The organism is Faecalibacterium hattorii, assembly GCF_003287455.1.
Lineage (GTDB): Bacteria > Bacillota > Clostridia > Oscillospirales > Ruminococcaceae > Faecalibacterium > Faecalibacterium hattorii.
In genome coordinates, this window is record NZ_PRLC01000005.1 from 140,695 (window position 1) to 156,121 (window position 15,427).

Annotated in this window: 13 protein-coding genes, 1 tRNA gene and 1 rRNA gene; 2 read left to right on the forward strand and 13 right to left on the reverse strand. The window is 61.0% G+C overall.

Translation table 11 applies throughout. The features are described 5' to 3' along the window. The first annotated feature begins 371 nt into the window (after positions 1–371). Positions 372–1,589 (forward strand): iron-containing alcohol dehydrogenase, encoded by a 1,218-nt coding sequence (locus tag C4N23_RS05150; RefSeq protein WP_055192082.1) that lies wholly within the window; start codon positions 372–374, stop codon positions 1,587–1,589. Between the two features lie 134 nt (positions 1,590–1,723). On the opposite strand, the gene C4N23_RS05155 is transcribed toward C4N23_RS05150, so the two are convergent. The 5 genes from C4N23_RS05155 to C4N23_RS05175 all read right to left on the reverse strand — a co-directional run bounded on the left by C4N23_RS05155 (position 1,724) and on the right by C4N23_RS05175 (position 5,518). Continuing rightward, positions 1,724–1,799, reverse strand: a tRNA-Thr gene (locus C4N23_RS05155). 123 nt (positions 1,800–1,922) lie between these two features. Continuing rightward, a complete protein-coding gene (locus C4N23_RS05160) occupies positions 1,923–3,308 on the reverse strand; it encodes an RNA polymerase sigma factor (RefSeq protein ID WP_112144556.1) in 1,386 nt (461 codons plus the stop codon). 79 nt (positions 3,309–3,387) lie between these two features. Further along, entirely contained in the window at positions 3,388–4,365 is a 978-nt protein-coding gene (gene ymfI / locus C4N23_RS05165) for an elongation factor P 5-aminopentanone reductase (protein ID WP_181567071.1), read from the reverse strand. A gap of 248 nt (positions 4,366–4,613) precedes the next feature. Then, positions 4,614–5,102, reverse strand: a complete 489-nt coding sequence (locus C4N23_RS05170; protein WP_097839865.1) for a nucleoside deaminase — start codon at positions 5,100–5,102, stop codon at positions 4,614–4,616. Continuing rightward, positions 5,099–5,518, reverse strand: coding sequence for a CPBP family intramembrane glutamic endopeptidase (locus C4N23_RS05175; RefSeq protein WP_181567072.1), 420 nt, complete (start codon positions 5,516–5,518; stop codon positions 5,099–5,101). The genes C4N23_RS05170 and C4N23_RS05175 overlap by 4 nt, the downstream gene beginning before the upstream one ends. Before the next feature lie 192 nt (positions 5,519–5,710). Here C4N23_RS05175 and C4N23_RS05180 point away from each other — a divergent pair, with 192 nt between their 5' ends. Next, entirely contained in the window at positions 5,711–6,571 is an 861-nt protein-coding gene (locus C4N23_RS05180) for a DegV family protein (RefSeq protein ID WP_112144560.1), read from the forward strand. A 62-nt stretch (positions 6,572–6,633) separates the two neighbouring features. On the opposite strand, the gene C4N23_RS05185 is transcribed toward C4N23_RS05180, so the two are convergent. The 8 genes from C4N23_RS05185 to rrf form a co-directional block, all read right to left on the reverse strand. Next, entirely contained in the window at positions 6,634–7,407 is a 774-nt protein-coding gene (locus tag C4N23_RS05185) for a TSUP family transporter (RefSeq protein ID WP_112144563.1), read from the reverse strand. After that, positions 7,404–8,252 (reverse strand): serine hydrolase, encoded by an 849-nt coding sequence (locus C4N23_RS05190; RefSeq protein ID WP_112144565.1) that lies wholly within the window; start codon positions 8,250–8,252, stop codon positions 7,404–7,406. The genes C4N23_RS05185 and C4N23_RS05190 overlap by 4 nt, the downstream gene beginning before the upstream one ends. A gap of 22 nt (positions 8,253–8,274) precedes the next feature. After that, positions 8,275–9,276 (reverse strand): dipeptidase, encoded by a 1,002-nt coding sequence (locus tag C4N23_RS05195; RefSeq protein ID WP_055192096.1) that lies wholly within the window; start codon positions 9,274–9,276, stop codon positions 8,275–8,277. Positions 9,277–9,467: 191 nt separating this feature from the next. Continuing rightward, complete coding sequence (locus C4N23_RS05200; RefSeq protein ID WP_112144567.1) at positions 9,468–10,457, reverse strand: C40 family peptidase; 990 nt, start codon at positions 10,455–10,457, stop codon at positions 9,468–9,470. After that, positions 10,454–13,789 (reverse strand): DEAD/DEAH box helicase, encoded by a 3,336-nt coding sequence (locus C4N23_RS05205; protein WP_112144569.1) that lies wholly within the window; start codon positions 13,787–13,789, stop codon positions 10,454–10,456. The genes C4N23_RS05200 and C4N23_RS05205 overlap by 4 nt, the downstream gene beginning before the upstream one ends. A 119-nt stretch (positions 13,790–13,908) precedes the next feature. Next, entirely contained in the window at positions 13,909–14,430 is a 522-nt protein-coding gene (locus C4N23_RS05210; protein WP_055192103.1) for a GNAT family N-acetyltransferase, read from the reverse strand. Beyond that, entirely contained in the window at positions 14,431–15,195 is a 765-nt protein-coding gene (locus C4N23_RS05215) for a hypothetical protein (RefSeq protein ID WP_112144572.1), read from the reverse strand. A gap of 99 nt (positions 15,196–15,294) precedes the next feature. Next, a 5S ribosomal RNA gene (gene rrf, locus C4N23_RS05220) occupies positions 15,295–15,411 on the reverse strand. Positions 15,412–15,427 lie beyond the last annotated feature (16 nt).

Here is a 15,427-nt window from a genome sequence, read left to right on the forward strand (position 1 = left end):
TCGCACCGCCAATCAGTGCGAGCAGCTGTAAAACTTCCGACAGTGTCATGGGCCATTCCCCCTTTCCGCCAAGGCGTCAGGGGAACCATTCTAAGAAAATCGCCTCCCCTGCGCAAGCAGAAGGGGCCGACCGCCTACCATATGGACAGCGTTCTCATTTCATAAGTATAACAGAAACGTCAGCTTCTTTCAATCTGTTTTGTCAGATCGAAGAAAGCTGGCGTTTTTGTTCCATCAAAATGCCCAAAACAGGGCTGTTCTTTCTCCGTTTCGTCCATTGAACTTTTCCACAATTTCCTGTATACTTAGTGTAATCTAATTAGTTATTTTTGTAACAATTGGCTGAGTATTGGATTTGGAGGTAGATTCCTATGGCACGTTTCACTCTTCCCCGCGATCTTTACCACGGCAAGGGCTCCCTGGAAGCCCTGAAGACCTTTACCGGCAAAAAGGCCATCGTCTGCGTCGGCGGCGGCTCTATGAAGCGGTTCGGTTTCCTCGACCGCGCGGTGGGCTACCTGAAGGAAGCCGGCATGGAAGTGGAACTGTTTGAGGGCATCGAGCCCGATCCCTCCGTCGAGACCGTCATGCGCGGCGCCGAGGCCATGCTGAAATTCGAGCCCGACTGGATCATCGCCATGGGCGGCGGCTCCCCCATCGACGCGGCAAAGGCCATGTGGATCAAGTACGAGTACCCTGACATCACCTTCGAAGAGATGTGCAAGGTGTTCGGCATCCCGCCGCTGCGCCGCAAGGCCCACTTCTGCGCCATCTCCTCCACCTCCGGCACCGCCACCGAGGTGACCGCATTCTCCATCATCACCGATTACCAGAAGGGCATCAAGTACCCCATCGCGGACTTTGAGATCACCCCCGATGTCGCCATCGTCGATCCCGATCTGGCCGAGACCATGCCCAAGAAGCTGGTGGCCCACACCGGCATGGACGCCATGACCCACGCCATCGAGGCTTACGTCTCCACCGCCCACTGCGATTACACCGATCCGCTGGCCATCTTCGCCATCCGAATGATCCAAGGCGACCTCGTGGACAGCTACAACGGCGATATGGCCAAGCGCGACACCATGCACAACGCCCAGTGCCTTGCCGGCATGGCGTTCTCGAACGCTCTGCTGGGTATCGTGCACTCCATGGCCCACAAGACCGGTGCCGCCTTTGCGGACTACGGTGCCCACATCATCCACGGCGCAGCGAATGCCATGTATCTGCCCAAGGTCATCGCCTTCAACGCCAAGGACCCCGAAGCCAAGAAGCGCTACGGCGTCATCGCCGACGAGATGAAGCTGGGCGGTGCCAACGACGACGAGAAGGTCAAGCTGCTCATCGAGTACCTGCGCGGCATGAACGACGCGCTGAACATCCCCCACTGCATCCAGCACTACGGCCCGGACTCCTACCCCGCCGAGCAGGGCTTCGTGCCGGAGGAGGTCTTTTTGGAGCGTCTGCCGGAGATCGCGAAGAATGCCATCGCCGACGCCTGCACCGGCTCCAACCCCCGCCAGCCCAGTCAGGAAGAGATGGAGAAGCTGCTCAAGTGCTGCTACTATGACACGGACGTTGACTTCTGAGCTTTTTGCGCTTTCCTGAGAGTTTCCTCTTTCCCATAAATGCAGAGCCGCAGACCGGTTGGTCTGCGGCTCTTGCGTTTTCAGACGAACATAAAAAACACCCCAAAGCCAAAGGGCCTTGAGGTGTTTTGAGCTGGAGCTGCTATCCAGATTCGAACTGGAGACCTCATCCTTACCAAGGATGCGCTCTACCAACTGAGCTATAGCAGCACAATCACAGCTCAATTAGTTTACCATAAAGCAGCTTTCTTGGCAAGAGGTTTTTGCGATTTTTTTGATTTTTTTGCAAAAAAGGGGCCGCCACGGCATATGGCGGCCCCTTTGTGGGTCCTATTACTCGATCAGGCCGTTCAGCAGCGCCAAGCACTTGCGGCTGTGGAGCTTACGGATGGCCTTAGCTTCGATCTGGCGGACACGCTCACGGGTGACGCCGAAATCGCGGCCGACTTCCTCCAGCGTGCGGGGGCGGCCATCGTCCAGACCAAAGCGGAGGCGGATGACCTTTTCCTCACGGGGGGTCAGGCTCTTGAGGGCCTGATTGATCTGCTGAGCCACCATGGCGCGGTCCGCAGCCTTGCCGGGAGCCTCGGCGTTTTCGTCGGCGACGAAATCGCCCAGCGAGGAGTCCTCCTCCTCGCCGACGGGGCTCTCCAAGCTGGCGGGTTCCTGCGCCATCCGCTGAATCTCGCGGACACGATCGACGCTCATATCCATGGCCTTTGCCAGCTCTTCCGGGGTGGGCTCGTGGCCGTTCTGGTAGACGAGCTGGTTGGTGGCCTGACGCATCCGGTTGATGGTCTCGACCATGTGGACCGGGATGCGGATGGTGCGGGCCTGATCCGCGATGGCGCGGGTGATGGCCTGACGGATCCACCATGTTGCGTAGGTGGAGAAGCGGAAGCCGCGGTCGCAGTCGAACTTCTCGGCGGCCTTGATCAGGCCGATGTTGCCCTCCTGAATCAGGTCGAGGAAGGCGAGGTTGTGGCCGACGTGCTTCTTGGCGATGGAGACCACCAGACGGAGGTTTGCTTCGCTCAGGCTGCGGCGGGCGTTCAGGCCGTCGCGGCGGATCTTCAGCAGCTCCTGACGGCGCTCTTCGGTCAGGGGGCCGTTCTCGATCTCTTCCTCTGCCTTTTCCTCCGCAGCCTTTTCCTCGGCGTCCTCGCCGGGCTTCTCACTGCCGTCCTCGTCGAGGTCCTCGGTGTAGCTCCGGCTGTTCTCATCCTCTTCGAACGAGAAGCGGGCGCTGTTCTTCTTGATGTACTCCGGCGCGCTGTACTTGATGCGGTCCGCCTGAAGGATGTGTGCCGCCTCGGCACCGGCATGGATGCGGCGGCTCAGCTCGACCTCCTGCTCTGCGCTCAGCAACGGGATCTGGCCGATCTGCTTGAGGTAGTTCTTCACGGGGTCGTCCAGCAGCTCATCCATGGCGGCCTTCAGGTCGGCGGGGTTCTCCTCTGCCTGTTCCTCTTCGCTGTCGTCGCCGATGCCCAGCTCGTCGCTGTTGGCCTCGGCGTTCTCCACCTCGGCAATGATGCTGTCCACGTCCAGACTGGCATCCTCTTCCGCTTCGTTGTCCAGAACCTTGATGCCGCGCTCCTCCAACAGGGTGTAGAGGGTCTCCACATCCATCCGGCACTGGGCGGCCAACGCCTTGGCCTCCTGTGCGCTCAGGGTGCCTTCGCCTTTCGTCAACAGTTCCTTCAAAGTCATGCCCATTTCGCTCTCTCCTTTTCACCTTGGGCGGTTTCCCGTTCAAAGTGACGTTGTATCATAGTTTTGCCCGCTGCCCGGCCGTTCAAATCACAAGGCCGCCGTTTACGCCGAACACCTGCCCGGTGATGTACCCGGCATCCTCCCCCGCGAGGAACACCAGCAGCTTTGCCACCTCGTCTGCGCTGCCGAGGCGGCCCACGGGGGTCTCCTCCGCCAGCGCCGCCTTATCCTCGGCGGTAAAGGCAGCCATCATATCGGTGTCGATGACACCCGGAGCCACGCAGTTGACGGTGATGCCGCTGGGGCCCTCCTCTTTGGCGAGGGCCTTGGTCAGGCCGATGAGGCCCGCCTTGGCAGCGGAATAGTGGACCTCGCAGCTGCCGCCGGTCTGGCCCCACATGCTGCTGACCGTCAGGATGCGGCCCGCCTTGCGGCGGATCATCCCCGGCAGTGCCAGCTGGCACAGGTGGAACGCACCGGACAGGTTCACGTCCAGCATATGCTGCCATTCGTCGGGGGTGATGTCGGTAAACAGCTTCTGTTGGGCGATGCCCGCGTTGCTCACCAGCACATCCACCCGGCCCAGCGCCTGTTCCGCCGCGCGGAACGCCACCTCACAGCTGGCGCGGGAGGCCACGTCGCACTGGACGGCGATGCAGCCCGGCAGCTCCTGCTCCAGCGCTGCCGCCGCGTCGGCATTGGTGTGGTAGAGCACCGCCACGCGGTATCCGGCCTTATAAAAGGCTCGTGCCGCCGCCGCACCGATGCCCCGGTCGCCGCCGGAGATCAGCACACACCGCACCGCCGCCGGTTCCGGCTGCTGCGGCGCTTCCGGCACAGCGGGCGTTTCGGGGACGTCTGCCGCTTCCGGCGGAACCGGTTCCGCCGCGGGCTTCCGGCCCAGCTCCGGCACCACGATGGTCGGTTCCTCATCGGGTGCAGGGGTCGGCGGCTCCGGCTTTTCCGGCTCGGCCTCCTCGGCGGGTGCCTTGGGCATCTCCACCGGGGCGGGGTCCTCGTCCGACAGATTGAATGTCAGCTCAAATTCGTCATCGTACAAGAGTCAGCCCTCCTGTCGCTTATTCTCTGCCGGTGCCAAGGGGCACTCCGGCAGGAGAAACCGCCGGCCCACGCTCCCCAGAACATCGCTCTGCTCATTTCTTCCGGTCAAGTCCGGTCCTGCGGCGTGCCTGTGGACGATCGCGTGTGGTTTCGACAAGTTTCCATTAAATAATATAGCACAATTTCTCGAAAAAAGAAAGTGGGAACCGAATGATTTTTCACGCAGTTCCCACTTTTTTTGATTTTTCACTTCGTGACCGGCGGCTTCCAGCGGGGTTTTGCGGCCCGCTTTTCCCGCAATTGGAGGAAAAAGGCCTGCAAAAGCGCCTGTGCCTCCTCGGCGCGGAGGCCCCGCTCCACCGCCGGGTGGTGGTTGAAGGGCATGGCGAACAGGTCGGCCACCGAACCGCAGCAACCTGCCTTGGTGTCTGCCGCGCCGTACACCACCCGCTTGATCCGGCTGTTGATGATGGCCCCGCTGCACATGGGGCAGGGCTCCAGCGTCACGAACAGCTCACACTGCCACAGCCGCCAGCCGCCCAGCTTTTTGCACGCCGCGTCGATGGCCAGCAGCTCAGCATGGTGGAGGGCGTTTTTCTCGGTCTCCCGCGTGTTGTGGGCCGCGGCGATGATCTCGCCGTCCCGCGCGACGACGGCTCCCACCGGCACTTCACCCAGTGCGGCGGCCTGTTCGGCCTCGGCCAGCGCTGCGCCCATCAGCTCGTAATCGGTCATGGTATTCCCCTTTCTGCCAGACAGTCGGCCAGCACGATCCCATTGTTCAAGATATGCAGCACAAGGCCGGGCAGAAGGCTCCCCGCCCGATCGGCTGCCCAGCCGAAGATAAGGCCCATCCCCAGCGCATACGCTTTAGCGGTCCAGCTTCCGTGCATCGCCGCAAACAGAACGGCTTGTCCCGCGATGGCCGCGTTCTTCCCCAGCGGCTGCAAAAGCCGGAGCGCGGCCCCGCGGAAGATCAGCTCCTCCGCCACGGGCAGCACGAGGCAGTTGCCCAGAACGCCCGCCAGCCCCGCCGGGGCCGCAGCCTCTGCCGGGAACAGCACGCTGAACGCCGCCGCCAGCCCGGCCCAGAGCAGGGCCGCGATGCCAAAGGTCTTCCAGCGGGCCGCTTTTTCCTGTTTTTCCTTCACGCACAGCCCTCCCATCGGCGGACATTGTACCATATCCGCTCCCCTTTGCGCAAGCGGCGGGTCGTTTTTGCGAAAATGCGAGGAAATTTTGTTAAATCAATTGACTTTTCAAGGCGGCATCTGGTATAATTTTCACGACTTTTTTGATGATTTGGTCGTTTTGCGACCGTGAGCCCTTGGAGGTACTACAATATGATCCGCATTCTTACCGATTCCGCGTCCGACATCCTGCCCGCCGAAGCCGAGCAGCTGGGCGTGACCGTCATCCCGCTGAACGTCACTTTGGAGGACAGCACCGTCCTGCGCGACGGCGTGGACATGACCCCCACCGAATATTACGGCATCCTCGCCGGGTGTCACAAGCTTCCCACCACCAGCCAGCCCAGCCCGGAGCTGTTCGAGAACTTCTTCACCGAAGCGGCCGCCGCCGGGGACGAGGTGATCGGCATCTTCCTGTCCCACGAGTTGTCCGGCACCTACCAGTGCGCCAAGCTCGCCGCCGATATGGTCAACGCGGACAACATCCTCTTCGTGGACAGCGAGAACGTCTGCCTCAGCGAGGCGCTGCTGGTCCGTCTGGCCGTCCACCTGCGGGATTCCGGCAAGAGCGCCGGGCAGATCGCGGCCATTCTGGAGCACGCCAAGGAGCACCTGCACCTCGTGGCCGTCATCGACGACCTGAAGTACCTGCGCAAGGGCGGCCGTCTGCCCGCCGCTGTGGCCGTCGCGGGCGGGATGCTGGGCATCAAGCCCCTCATCACCATCAAGGAAGGCAAGGTCGCCATGGCGGGCAAGGCCCGCGGTCTGCCCGGTGCCTACGTGGCTCTGTTCAAGAAGATCGAGGAACTGGGCGGCATCAACCCGTCCTTTGCGGCGCTGGCCGGTTACACCCTTTCCACCCGCGAGGTGGCCCCCATCCAGACCTATCTGCGCGACAACCTCCAGCAGGAGGACCCCCTCGTGCGCCAGATCGGCTGCGTCATCGGCACCCACGCCGGCCCCGGCGCCTTCGGTCTCGCCTTTTTTGACAAAGACCTTGTGCTGGACCTGTGATCGCGCCTTTCCAGATGCAAAATAAGGAGCTGTGTTTACCGCACAGCTCCTTATTTTTATGCTCACAACACCGCATCCGACGCGAGTTTGCCCAGCAGGAGCACGAGCACCACGAGCATCATGGGGCGGATGAATTTTGCGCCGTTCTTGAGGGCGAAGTGGGAGCCCAGCAGGTTGCCCACGATGCCGCTGATGGCGCAGGGGATACCCACCGAGAAGACCACCAAGCCGCTGGCCAGATAGGTGGCGAGGCCGGCGTAGTTGCTGGCAAGGTTCAGCACCTTGGCGTTGCCGCCCGCGGTGCGGAGGTCAAAGCCCATCAGGGTGGTGAAGGCGATGATGGCAAACGTCCCGGTGCCGGGGCCGAAGATCCCGTCGTACAGGCCGATGCCAAGGCCGATGGCGAGGGCCAGCGCAGCCTTTTTCGCGTTCATGGTGCCATCGTCCCGGTTCTCGTCCGGCAGCTTCCGCCGCCAGAGGATGAGCACCGCCGCGATGGGCAGGATGACGAACATCATGGCCTGAAGCGCCTCATCGCTGAGCAGCAGCACGACGTGGGAGCCGAGGGCGCTGCCCGCAAAGCTGCCCACCGCCGCCAAGAGGCCGACCTTGATGTTCATGGCCCCGCTGCGGAAAAAATTCACCGTCGCAAAGGTGGTGCCGCACGCGGCGCTGAACTTGTTGGTGCCGTAGGTGTAGTGGGGCGGCAGCCCCGCAAAAAGGTAAGCGGGCAGACTGATGAGCCCGCCGCCGCCCGCTGCCGAGTCCACAAAGCCCGCAAAGCCGGTCATGCACATCAGGAAGACCAGCATGAGGGGAGAGATCGTGTTTGTCATAGATACAGCTTCCCCTCACATGCAAGGATCTGGTCGAGGATCATCCGGGAGACGCGGGCACCGTAGACCATGGCGGGGTGGTCGTTGTACTCGATGATGTCGTGGAAGTCCTTGTTCATCAGGACGATGACGTACTCGCCATAGGGAGTGTGGACGATGCCGCCGTCGTTGCGGCATGCGTTCATGCTGCCGCTCTTGCTGGCCACCCAGATGAGCTCCGGCTCGCCGGTCTCCTCACAGTCCAGATAAAACTGGGGGAAGTCGTGGGTCAGCATGGTGTTGTAATGCTGCTGGCGGAAGATGGCAAGCATCTCCGCGCTGGCCTCCTTGCTGACGAGAGTGCCCTTGGCCACCTGCGCGAACAGTGCGGCGTAATCCCGCGGGGTGGTGGTGCCGAGGTCGTCGTAGCGGTCAAAGTGGAGGGGGTTGTGGAGCACGGTGTCCGCGAACCCCAGTTCCCGGATGCACGCATTGATGGTATCCAGCCCCAGATAATCGATGATCATGTTGGTGGCGATGTTGTCCGAGCAGATGATCATCATGGTAGCGGTATCCTTGACCTTGAGCTTTGCGCCCACGCCCAGCGCCCGCAGCATTCCGGAACCGTCAACGAACTGGCTCTCCTCGTAGGTGATCTCTTCCTCAAGGCTGGCCTTGCCCCGGCTGACTTGGAGGTAGAGCGCCGCCAGAATGAAGGCCTTGATGGTGGAGGCCGTCTCAAATTTTTCGTCCGCACCGATCTCAACGGTGTGCCCCTGTAAGTCGTCCACAAAGACGCTCATCTTCCCCTGATAGGAGTACAGCTCAGCGGCGATCCGCTTTTCCAGTGTCATATTTTTATCCATAACGGAATATTCCCTTCTGTTTTTACAAATTCTCCTCAAAGAAGCGCTGGGCGTTGCGGTAGAAGATCCGCTCCACCTCGTCCTCGGTGAAGCCTTCCTTCCGCAGGGCCTCGGCCAGCAGCGGGAGCTTGGAGCAGTCGTCCATTTCCAGCTTGCCGCCGATGCCGTCAAAATCGCTGCCGAGGCCGATGATTTCGATGCCGCCCACCTGCTTGAAATGGGCCGCATGCTTTGCCATCAGGGCCGTGGTGCTGCGGCAGAGCTGCGGGCGGGGCTGGTCATCAAGGAAGCCGCTGCAATAGTTCAGGCCCACCAGACCGCCGCGCTCTGCCATGGCCCGGATCATCTCGTCCGTCAGGTTGCGGCAGTGGGGTGCCAATGCCCGGCAGTTGGAGTGGCTGGCCGCAAAGGGGCGGGTGCTGTGCTCGGCAATGTCCCAGAACCCCTTATCGGACAGGTGGCTCACGTCCACGATCATATGCAGCTTTTCCATCTCCGCCAAAAACTCGAAGCCGCGCTCCTTCAGGCCGGTCTCGGTGTTGGGCTGGCAGGGCCAGATATCCCCGCCCCCGCCGGGCACCACGTTGGGGCTGGCCAGCTCGTTTTCGTGGTTCCACGTCAGGGTCATCATCCGGGCACCCAGCTCGTACATCCGGCGCAGCACGCCGAGGCTGCCCTTGCAGCAGCCGCCCTCTTCGATGGTCAGCATTCCGCTGATCTTGCCCGCCGCCGCATTTTTGCGGATGTCCTCCGGGCGGTAGACCGGCGCGATCTTGTCGGAGTACTTCGCCATAATCCGCTTGAAGACATCCACCTCTTCCAGCGCCGTCACCAGCGGGTCCGCGCCGGGGGTGGGATCGGCCAGATTCACAAAGGCGGCAAAGCATTGCAGCATATAGTCGCCCTTCTGCATCTTTTCCAGATCGATGTGCAGGTCATTTTGGGCGAAGCTCTTGTCCTCGCCCCGCCGCTCCGCATAGCGCAGCTCGCTGAGGGTATCACAATGTAGATCGAAAACTTTCATAAGTGCTGTCCTTTCTATAACAGTTCCTTTATACAACTTCTCCGTCTCGCTCACGCTCGACAGCTCTCCTAGTAGGAGAGCCTCTGGCGAAACCGTTCACTTTGCATAGACTGCCAAGGCCTCCCCTATAAGGAGAGGTGGCATTGCGAAGCAATGACGGAGAGGTTGTACGAAGGGAAACTTCATCCATTTCAAAACAAGCTTCCCACCGCATACAGACTCTTCACCAGATCCTCCCGGTAGAGCGGGTCGGCGGGGTCAAGGCTGTTGAGCACCACACCGCCGCTCCGGGCGGCACCGGTGGAGTGGATGTACCGCCCCTCGCCCAGATAGAGCGCGATGTGGCCGGGGAAATAGAGGGCGTCGCCCCGCTTGGCCTGTTCCAGCGGGATCTTGTGCATCGGCCAGCCCTCCACGAGCTTTGCATCCCGGTAGATGAGGACGCCGCACTGCATATAAGCGCTGCTCACAAGGCCGGAGCAGTCGATGCCGCGGCCCGACTTGCCGCCCCAGCGGTACTCGGTGCCCAGATACTTCTTGGCCTGTTCGGCCAGCGCATTGCGGAACGCCTCCTCGCTGCCGCCGAACCAGCGGTCAATGGCGCGGGGGACCAGCTCTTCCGGCTTGCAGCCCTCGGCCTTGGCAAGGGCCTCGTCAAAGGTCCGCCCCGCTTCCTGCGTGAAGACCGCCGTCATCGAAAAGCGCACCGGTTCCAGCGCCACATCCCGGACATAGCCGCTGCGGCCATCCACCAGCCCCACCTTGGCCCAGCCCGTGTGGGCTTCCGCTTCCGGGTCCGGCAGACGGCGCAGCACCGCGCCGCGTTCCAGCTCTGCCAGCCGGACGCCCTGCACCTTGGGCAGGGTCAGCACGTCGGTGGCCCGGCCCGCCAGCACCAATTCGGCAGAAAGATATCCCCGCAGTTCTTTTTCGCCGCAAAAATACAATTCGGACGCGAATACATATCCGTGGTAGCCGTAAAATGTGACCACTTCGGCCATGGTTTCCGGCAGGGTGATCCCGTCCGCCGTCACGCCGCCGGGCTCGGTGCGCACCTGACACACCTGCCCGTACAGCCCCTCGTCCCCGATGGTGGACACAACGCCCGCATCGCTTTCCTTCGTCGTCTCCGGCAGGTCGTAAATGGTCACGACCGGCCGTGCAAACATTGCAAATTTCATCCTTCCGGCACCTCCAACAGTTCCAGCAGCTCTTCCGGCTTCATGGACAGGATGGCGCCATCCGCGCTGCCTGTCACCGTTTCCGCCAAGGACTGCTTGGCTTGCTGCAATGCAACGATCTTTTCTTCAATGGTATCCTGCGCAATGAGCTTATACACCTGCACCGGGTTCTGCTGGCCGATGCGGTAGGCGCGGTCAGTGGCCTGATTCTGCGCCGCCACGTTCCACCACGGGTCGTAGTGGATGACGATGTCGGCGGCGGTCAGGTTCAGGCCCGTGCCGCCCGCCCGCAGCGAGATGAGGAAGACGTTCACCTCGCCCCCGTTGAACCGCCGCACCAGTTCGGCGCGGACCGGCTTCGGGGTAGAACCCTGCAAGGTGAAGTGGCTGATGCCCTCGGCGTCCAGCCGCTTCGCCAGCAGGTCGAGCATGGAAGTGAACTGGCTGAACAACAAGATGCGGTGGCCGCCCTCGACGGCGGAGCTCACCAGCTCCACGCAGGCGTCCAGCTTGGCGCTTCCGCCCTCCCAGTTGTCGGCGATGAGGTGCGGGTCGCAGCAGATCTCCCGCAGCCGCATCAGCACGGCAAAGACGGCCATCTTGTCTTCGGGTTTTGCGGCCCGCAGCTTCTCGCGGGCGTCCACCACCGCCGCCAGATACAGCTTGCGCTGCTCGGTCTCCAGCTCGATGCGGTAGATGTTCTCCGTCTTCGGGGGCAGTTCCTTCAGCACGTCGGCCTTCATCCGGCGGAGGATGAAGGGGCCGGTCAGTTGGTTCAGCCGCCGCACCGCAGTCTGGTCATCCTCCTGCACAATGGGCTTCTCGAACCGGGCGCAGAATGCCTTGTAAGGCGGCAGATACCCCGGCATCAGGAAGGAGAAGATGCTCCACAGCTCCCCCAGCCGGTTTTCCACCGGGGTGCCGGTCAGCGCAAAGCGCACCCGGCTGTTCACCCCGCAGACGGCCTTATATTTCTGGGTCGTGTGGTTCTTGATGGCCTGTGCCTCGTCGAGGATACAGGCGTAGAATTTCTGGTTTTCGTAAAGGACCTCGTCCCGGCGGAGCAGGTCATAGCTCGTCACCACAAGGTCGGCGGCCTCCCACTGTTCCGCCAGCGCCGCGCGGTGGGCCGCATCGCCGTCCACCACCACGCAGTGCAGTTCCGGCGTGAACTTTTCGCACTCCTCGGCCCAGTTCAGCACCAGCGACGCCGGGCAGACGATGAGGCTGGGCAGGGGGTTCTCCCCCAGCTCCTTAATGGCCAGCAGGTAGCTCAGCACCTGCACCGTCTTGCCAAGGCCCATATCGTCGGCCAGAATGCCGCCCATGCCGTAGCCATCCAGCGTTCGCAGCCAACGGTAGCCGTCCCGCTGGTATTTTCGCAATACTTTTTGTAGAGAGGCCGGAGGGGTATACTCGCTGTCCTTCACCGCGTGGAAGCTCCGGCTGATCCGCCGGAAGGCATCGTCCCGGTTGAAGCGGATGCCGCTCTGGCCCGACAGCGCCCAGTCCAGACTGGGGGCGCGGTAAAGCGGCAGCTCAGCGTGGTTCCTGCCCAGCTTCGCGCCCGAAAGCTCCAGCGTCTCGTTCAGTTCGTCCAGCCCTTCAAGGTCATCGTCCAGCTTCAGCAGCCGTCCATCCCGCAAGCGGTGATACCGCTTTTTCTGGTGGAGCGACTTCAGCAGGGCTTTCAGCTCCCCCACCGGGAACTCGCCGGTGTCCACCTCTAAGTCAAGGACACTGCCCTGCACCGACACCCCCACCGAGATCTTCGGCGGCGGGGCCTGCAAGTTCCGGAAGGCGTCGGTCAGGTAGACTTCGCCTTCGTTCATCAGGGTCGGGACGCCCTCGTCCAGAAAGCGGTAGACCTCTTCTTCGTCGTAGGTGCTGTACTGCAGCGGCTCACCGGGCTGTAAATACCGCCCCAGCAGCTTGGCCGCCCGGTTTTCGGCGCGGGCATCCCGCAAAAGGCCCTGCGGCGGGGGCGTAAAGGGAGCCACACGGTCCTCGCCGTACAAAAATTCCAGATGTGCGCTCACGGCTCCCATCTGCGGTGCATCCAGATAGAACTGGGTCACCGGCTCCAGCGGGATCTGGTTCAGCAGCAGCCGCTCCGGGTCCTCAATGGTCACATGCCGCCCCAGCTCCGGCAGCACATAGCTGCAAAAGGCCGTGGCGTCCTTGCTGGTGAAAAACAGCCGCTTCCCGCACAGGGTCTTCAGCGCCGGGGCCATCCGGATCGTGGCGGCACGGTCCAGCCGCCAAAGCGTGTCCTCGCTGAACAGATAGTCGAAATCCAAGCCGCTCACCCAGCCCAGCGACGGTTCCACGGCGATCTCCACACCGCCCCGCCGCCGTTCCACTTGCAGCGTCAGGGCCGGAACATCTTTTTTTAAGGTATAACCGCCCACTTCGCCCCGGTCCGCGTACAGCGTCACCAGCGCGTCGAACAGCTCCCCCGTCAGCGCCATGCCCCCAGCCGGGCCGGTCTCGGCATAGCGGCTGTAGGTGTAGCCCCGCGTTTCCAATTGCTTCCGGCTGATGACCTCCCGCCGGATCAACCCCAATAGCTGCTGGGCATCCGGCGTAAAGGCATCCCACCGGTGCTGGAACGTCAGCGATTTACCGTAGCTGACGACCCGGCTCTCCTCGATATCTTCCAGCAGGTGTTCGATGCTTTTGACGACATACTGCCGCCCGCCGCCGGAGATGCGGAGCCGCAGCCACGGCGTGCCGTACTGCAGCAAGGTCAGTTCCGGTTCCAGTTCCACAAAGCCGGTGCGCTGAGGCAGGGTGTTGTCCTCCAGCTCAGCCAGTGCCCCTTCCTGATAGGTGCGCAGCAGTGCACGGGCTGCGTCGTCGGACTCCGGCTCGTCGCTCCGCCATTTTTTGCCGAACAGCATTTCAAGGCCCGAAACATAGCTGTCTTTCCGGGGAGCTTCCGGCTCCTCTGCGGGCTTTTCGGGCAGGTTGGCCACCCCGCGCACCACGCCGGGGATCTCCGCCGGCTCAGTCTGTGCGCACCGTTGTACCTTCACCTCTTTTTGTTCTTTCAGGTCATACAGCAGCAGCGCACCGATGTGCTCACAAAAAAGCCCATTGCCATTATCGTTATACGGACAGGTACAGCTTGCACTGACGAAACTGCCATTTTGCCGCAGCCACGCCTCCGTGGTATACAGATGATCACCGCTGCCTCCGATTTCTGCGCAGAGATGCCGTACTCCATTTTCCTCCGTCTCGCAGTCAAAGGATTCGATATGCTTCATGTAATTTTCGGCCCGCGCAAAGATCGTGCCGCCCAGCAGATAGTGGATGTCTTCCATGTCCATTTCGGGTTCCCTCCCCTGCCTGTGCTCTATTGGTTAAGCATACCGCACCGGTGGGCCAGATGCAAGGCTTTTGCCGAAAAAATCCGCCGCCTCTTTTGCAAGGGCAGCGGAAGGAAGCCTTATTCTTTTTCCAGATAGTAGCATACAAGGTCGGTCGGCCCGCGTTCGGCGTGGTGCATCGCCTTGTGCTCGACGCCTTCGTAGACAAAGCCCAGCTTTTTCAGCAGTTCTCCGGAGGCGGTGTTGTAGGCATAGTGTCCACCCGTGAACAGCACGGTCTCGGTTTGGGCAAAATAGGCTTCGACCACTGCCGCCAGCGCCTCCCGCGCAAAGCCGTTCCGGCGGGCGTCCGGCGCGATCTCAATGCCCAGCTCCCAGCCCGGCACCGCCCGCTCGGCATCCATCATTGAGATCACACCGACGACCCGGCCTGTCTCCTTTTCTACAATGCTGTACCGCATCTGCCCGGCAAATTTCTGCATTAAGCGGCGGTATTCGTCGTCCATAGCGTCAAATGCGTGGTAGCCGCCGCAGTCCAGCGTGGTCTGCTCGTCCGAAAAAATTGCAAATACATCTTCGGCATCCTCTACCGCAAACTGCCGCAGCAATAAGCGCTCTGTTTCAATCGGTAAAGCTTCCATTTATTCTCCATCTGTATATATCTTATAGACATTTTCGATTTGATATGGGTCACTCAGTAATACCCTGCCATCCGACAGCACCGTAAGTTCATCCCCTACCGCAAGGTCTTCCAGCTTTGCTTGCTTTCCGTTTTTTGTTCGCAGCTTTTCCGAAATCTTGTGGAACGCATATAGCTTCCCGTTTTCTTCTTCTGCCATCAGAAAATCATTTTCCTCGTCAATTGCAGTGACGGTAACTGCCGTATGGGTGCTGACTGACGCCAGAATTTCCTCAATTTCCTGATAAACTGCCTTTCCGTTCGGAAAAATGTAGGCCTTTTTCCCATCGACCAAACAGATTCGGCTGTCCGCATAAAATGCAAGCCAAACCTTCGCCTCGTCATTGCTGCCGAATTGAAGGATCACATCCTGCCCGCCTGCGTCGAAGGTATCCTGATTGATGCAGGGCAGGTAGATTTTCTTGCCCAGATATTCTTCGAGCGCCTGATATAGCTCCGTCGAAGCGTTGGTCTGGAAATCATTCATCTCCACATTACCCCGGAACGAGTTCAGGTTCATTTCCGCCACGGCAAGCGTATCACTTTCCCGGATGGGCTTGGCAATCTTCTGCACCCGGTACACCGCAAGAGAGCCAAACGCCACGCACAGAAACAGCGCCACTCCGGCAGCCGCCAGAATGCGCTTGTGCTTTTTGCTTATTTTCACCGTCAAAAGGACGCTCACAAAGCACACTGCCATTGGCAGCAGACACATGACCCAGTCCATCGTTTCATCTCCCTCGCGGTAGTTTCTTTCATTATACCGGAAACCATGCAAAGGTGCAACAAAAAACGCCTCAGGAGAAATCCTGAAGCGTTCTGTTCAAGTCGGCGACTACCTATTTTCACGCGCCGTTTCCAGCGAACTATCTTGGGCACGAGTGAGCTTAACTTCTGTGTTCGGAATGGGAACAGGTGGAACCTCACCGTCATCGTCACCGACCATATGACTGGTTCAG

What these genes read in the sequence shown, in the direction of transcription:
- C4N23_RS05210 (WP_055192103.1), bottom strand. Translation starts at nt 14,430, where the DNA reads ATGGAAGCTTTACCGATTGAAACAGAGCGCTTATTGCTGCGGCAGTTT.
- C4N23_RS05150 (WP_055192082.1), top strand. Translation starts at nt 372, where the DNA reads ATGGCACGTTTCACTCTTCCCCGCGATCTTTACCACGGCAAGGGCTCC.
- C4N23_RS05170 (WP_097839865.1), bottom strand. Translation starts at nt 5,102, where the DNA reads ATGACCGATTACGAGCTGATGGGCGCAGCGCTGGCCGAGGCCGAACAG.
- C4N23_RS05195 (WP_055192096.1), bottom strand. Translation starts at nt 9,276, where the DNA reads ATGAAAGTTTTCGATCTACATTGTGATACCCTCAGCGAGCTGCGCTAT.
- C4N23_RS05215 (WP_112144572.1), bottom strand. Translation starts at nt 15,195, where the DNA reads ATGGACTGGGTCATGTGTCTGCTGCCAATGGCAGTGTGCTTTGTGAGC.
- C4N23_RS05180 (WP_112144560.1), top strand. Translation starts at nt 5,711, where the DNA reads ATGATCCGCATTCTTACCGATTCCGCGTCCGACATCCTGCCCGCCGAA.
- C4N23_RS05160 (WP_112144556.1), bottom strand. Translation starts at nt 3,308, where the DNA reads ATGGGCATGACTTTGAAGGAACTGTTGACGAAAGGCGAAGGCACCCTG.
- C4N23_RS05190 (WP_112144565.1), bottom strand. Translation starts at nt 8,252, where the DNA reads ATGGATAAAAATATGACACTGGAAAAGCGGATCGCCGCTGAGCTGTAC.
- C4N23_RS05200 (WP_112144567.1), bottom strand. Translation starts at nt 10,457, where the DNA reads ATGAAATTTGCAATGTTTGCACGGCCGGTCGTGACCATTTACGACCTG.
- C4N23_RS05205 (WP_112144569.1), bottom strand. Translation starts at nt 13,789, where the DNA reads ATGGACATGGAAGACATCCACTATCTGCTGGGCGGCACGATCTTTGCG.
- C4N23_RS05185 (WP_112144563.1), bottom strand. Translation starts at nt 7,407, where the DNA reads ATGACAAACACGATCTCTCCCCTCATGCTGGTCTTCCTGATGTGCATG.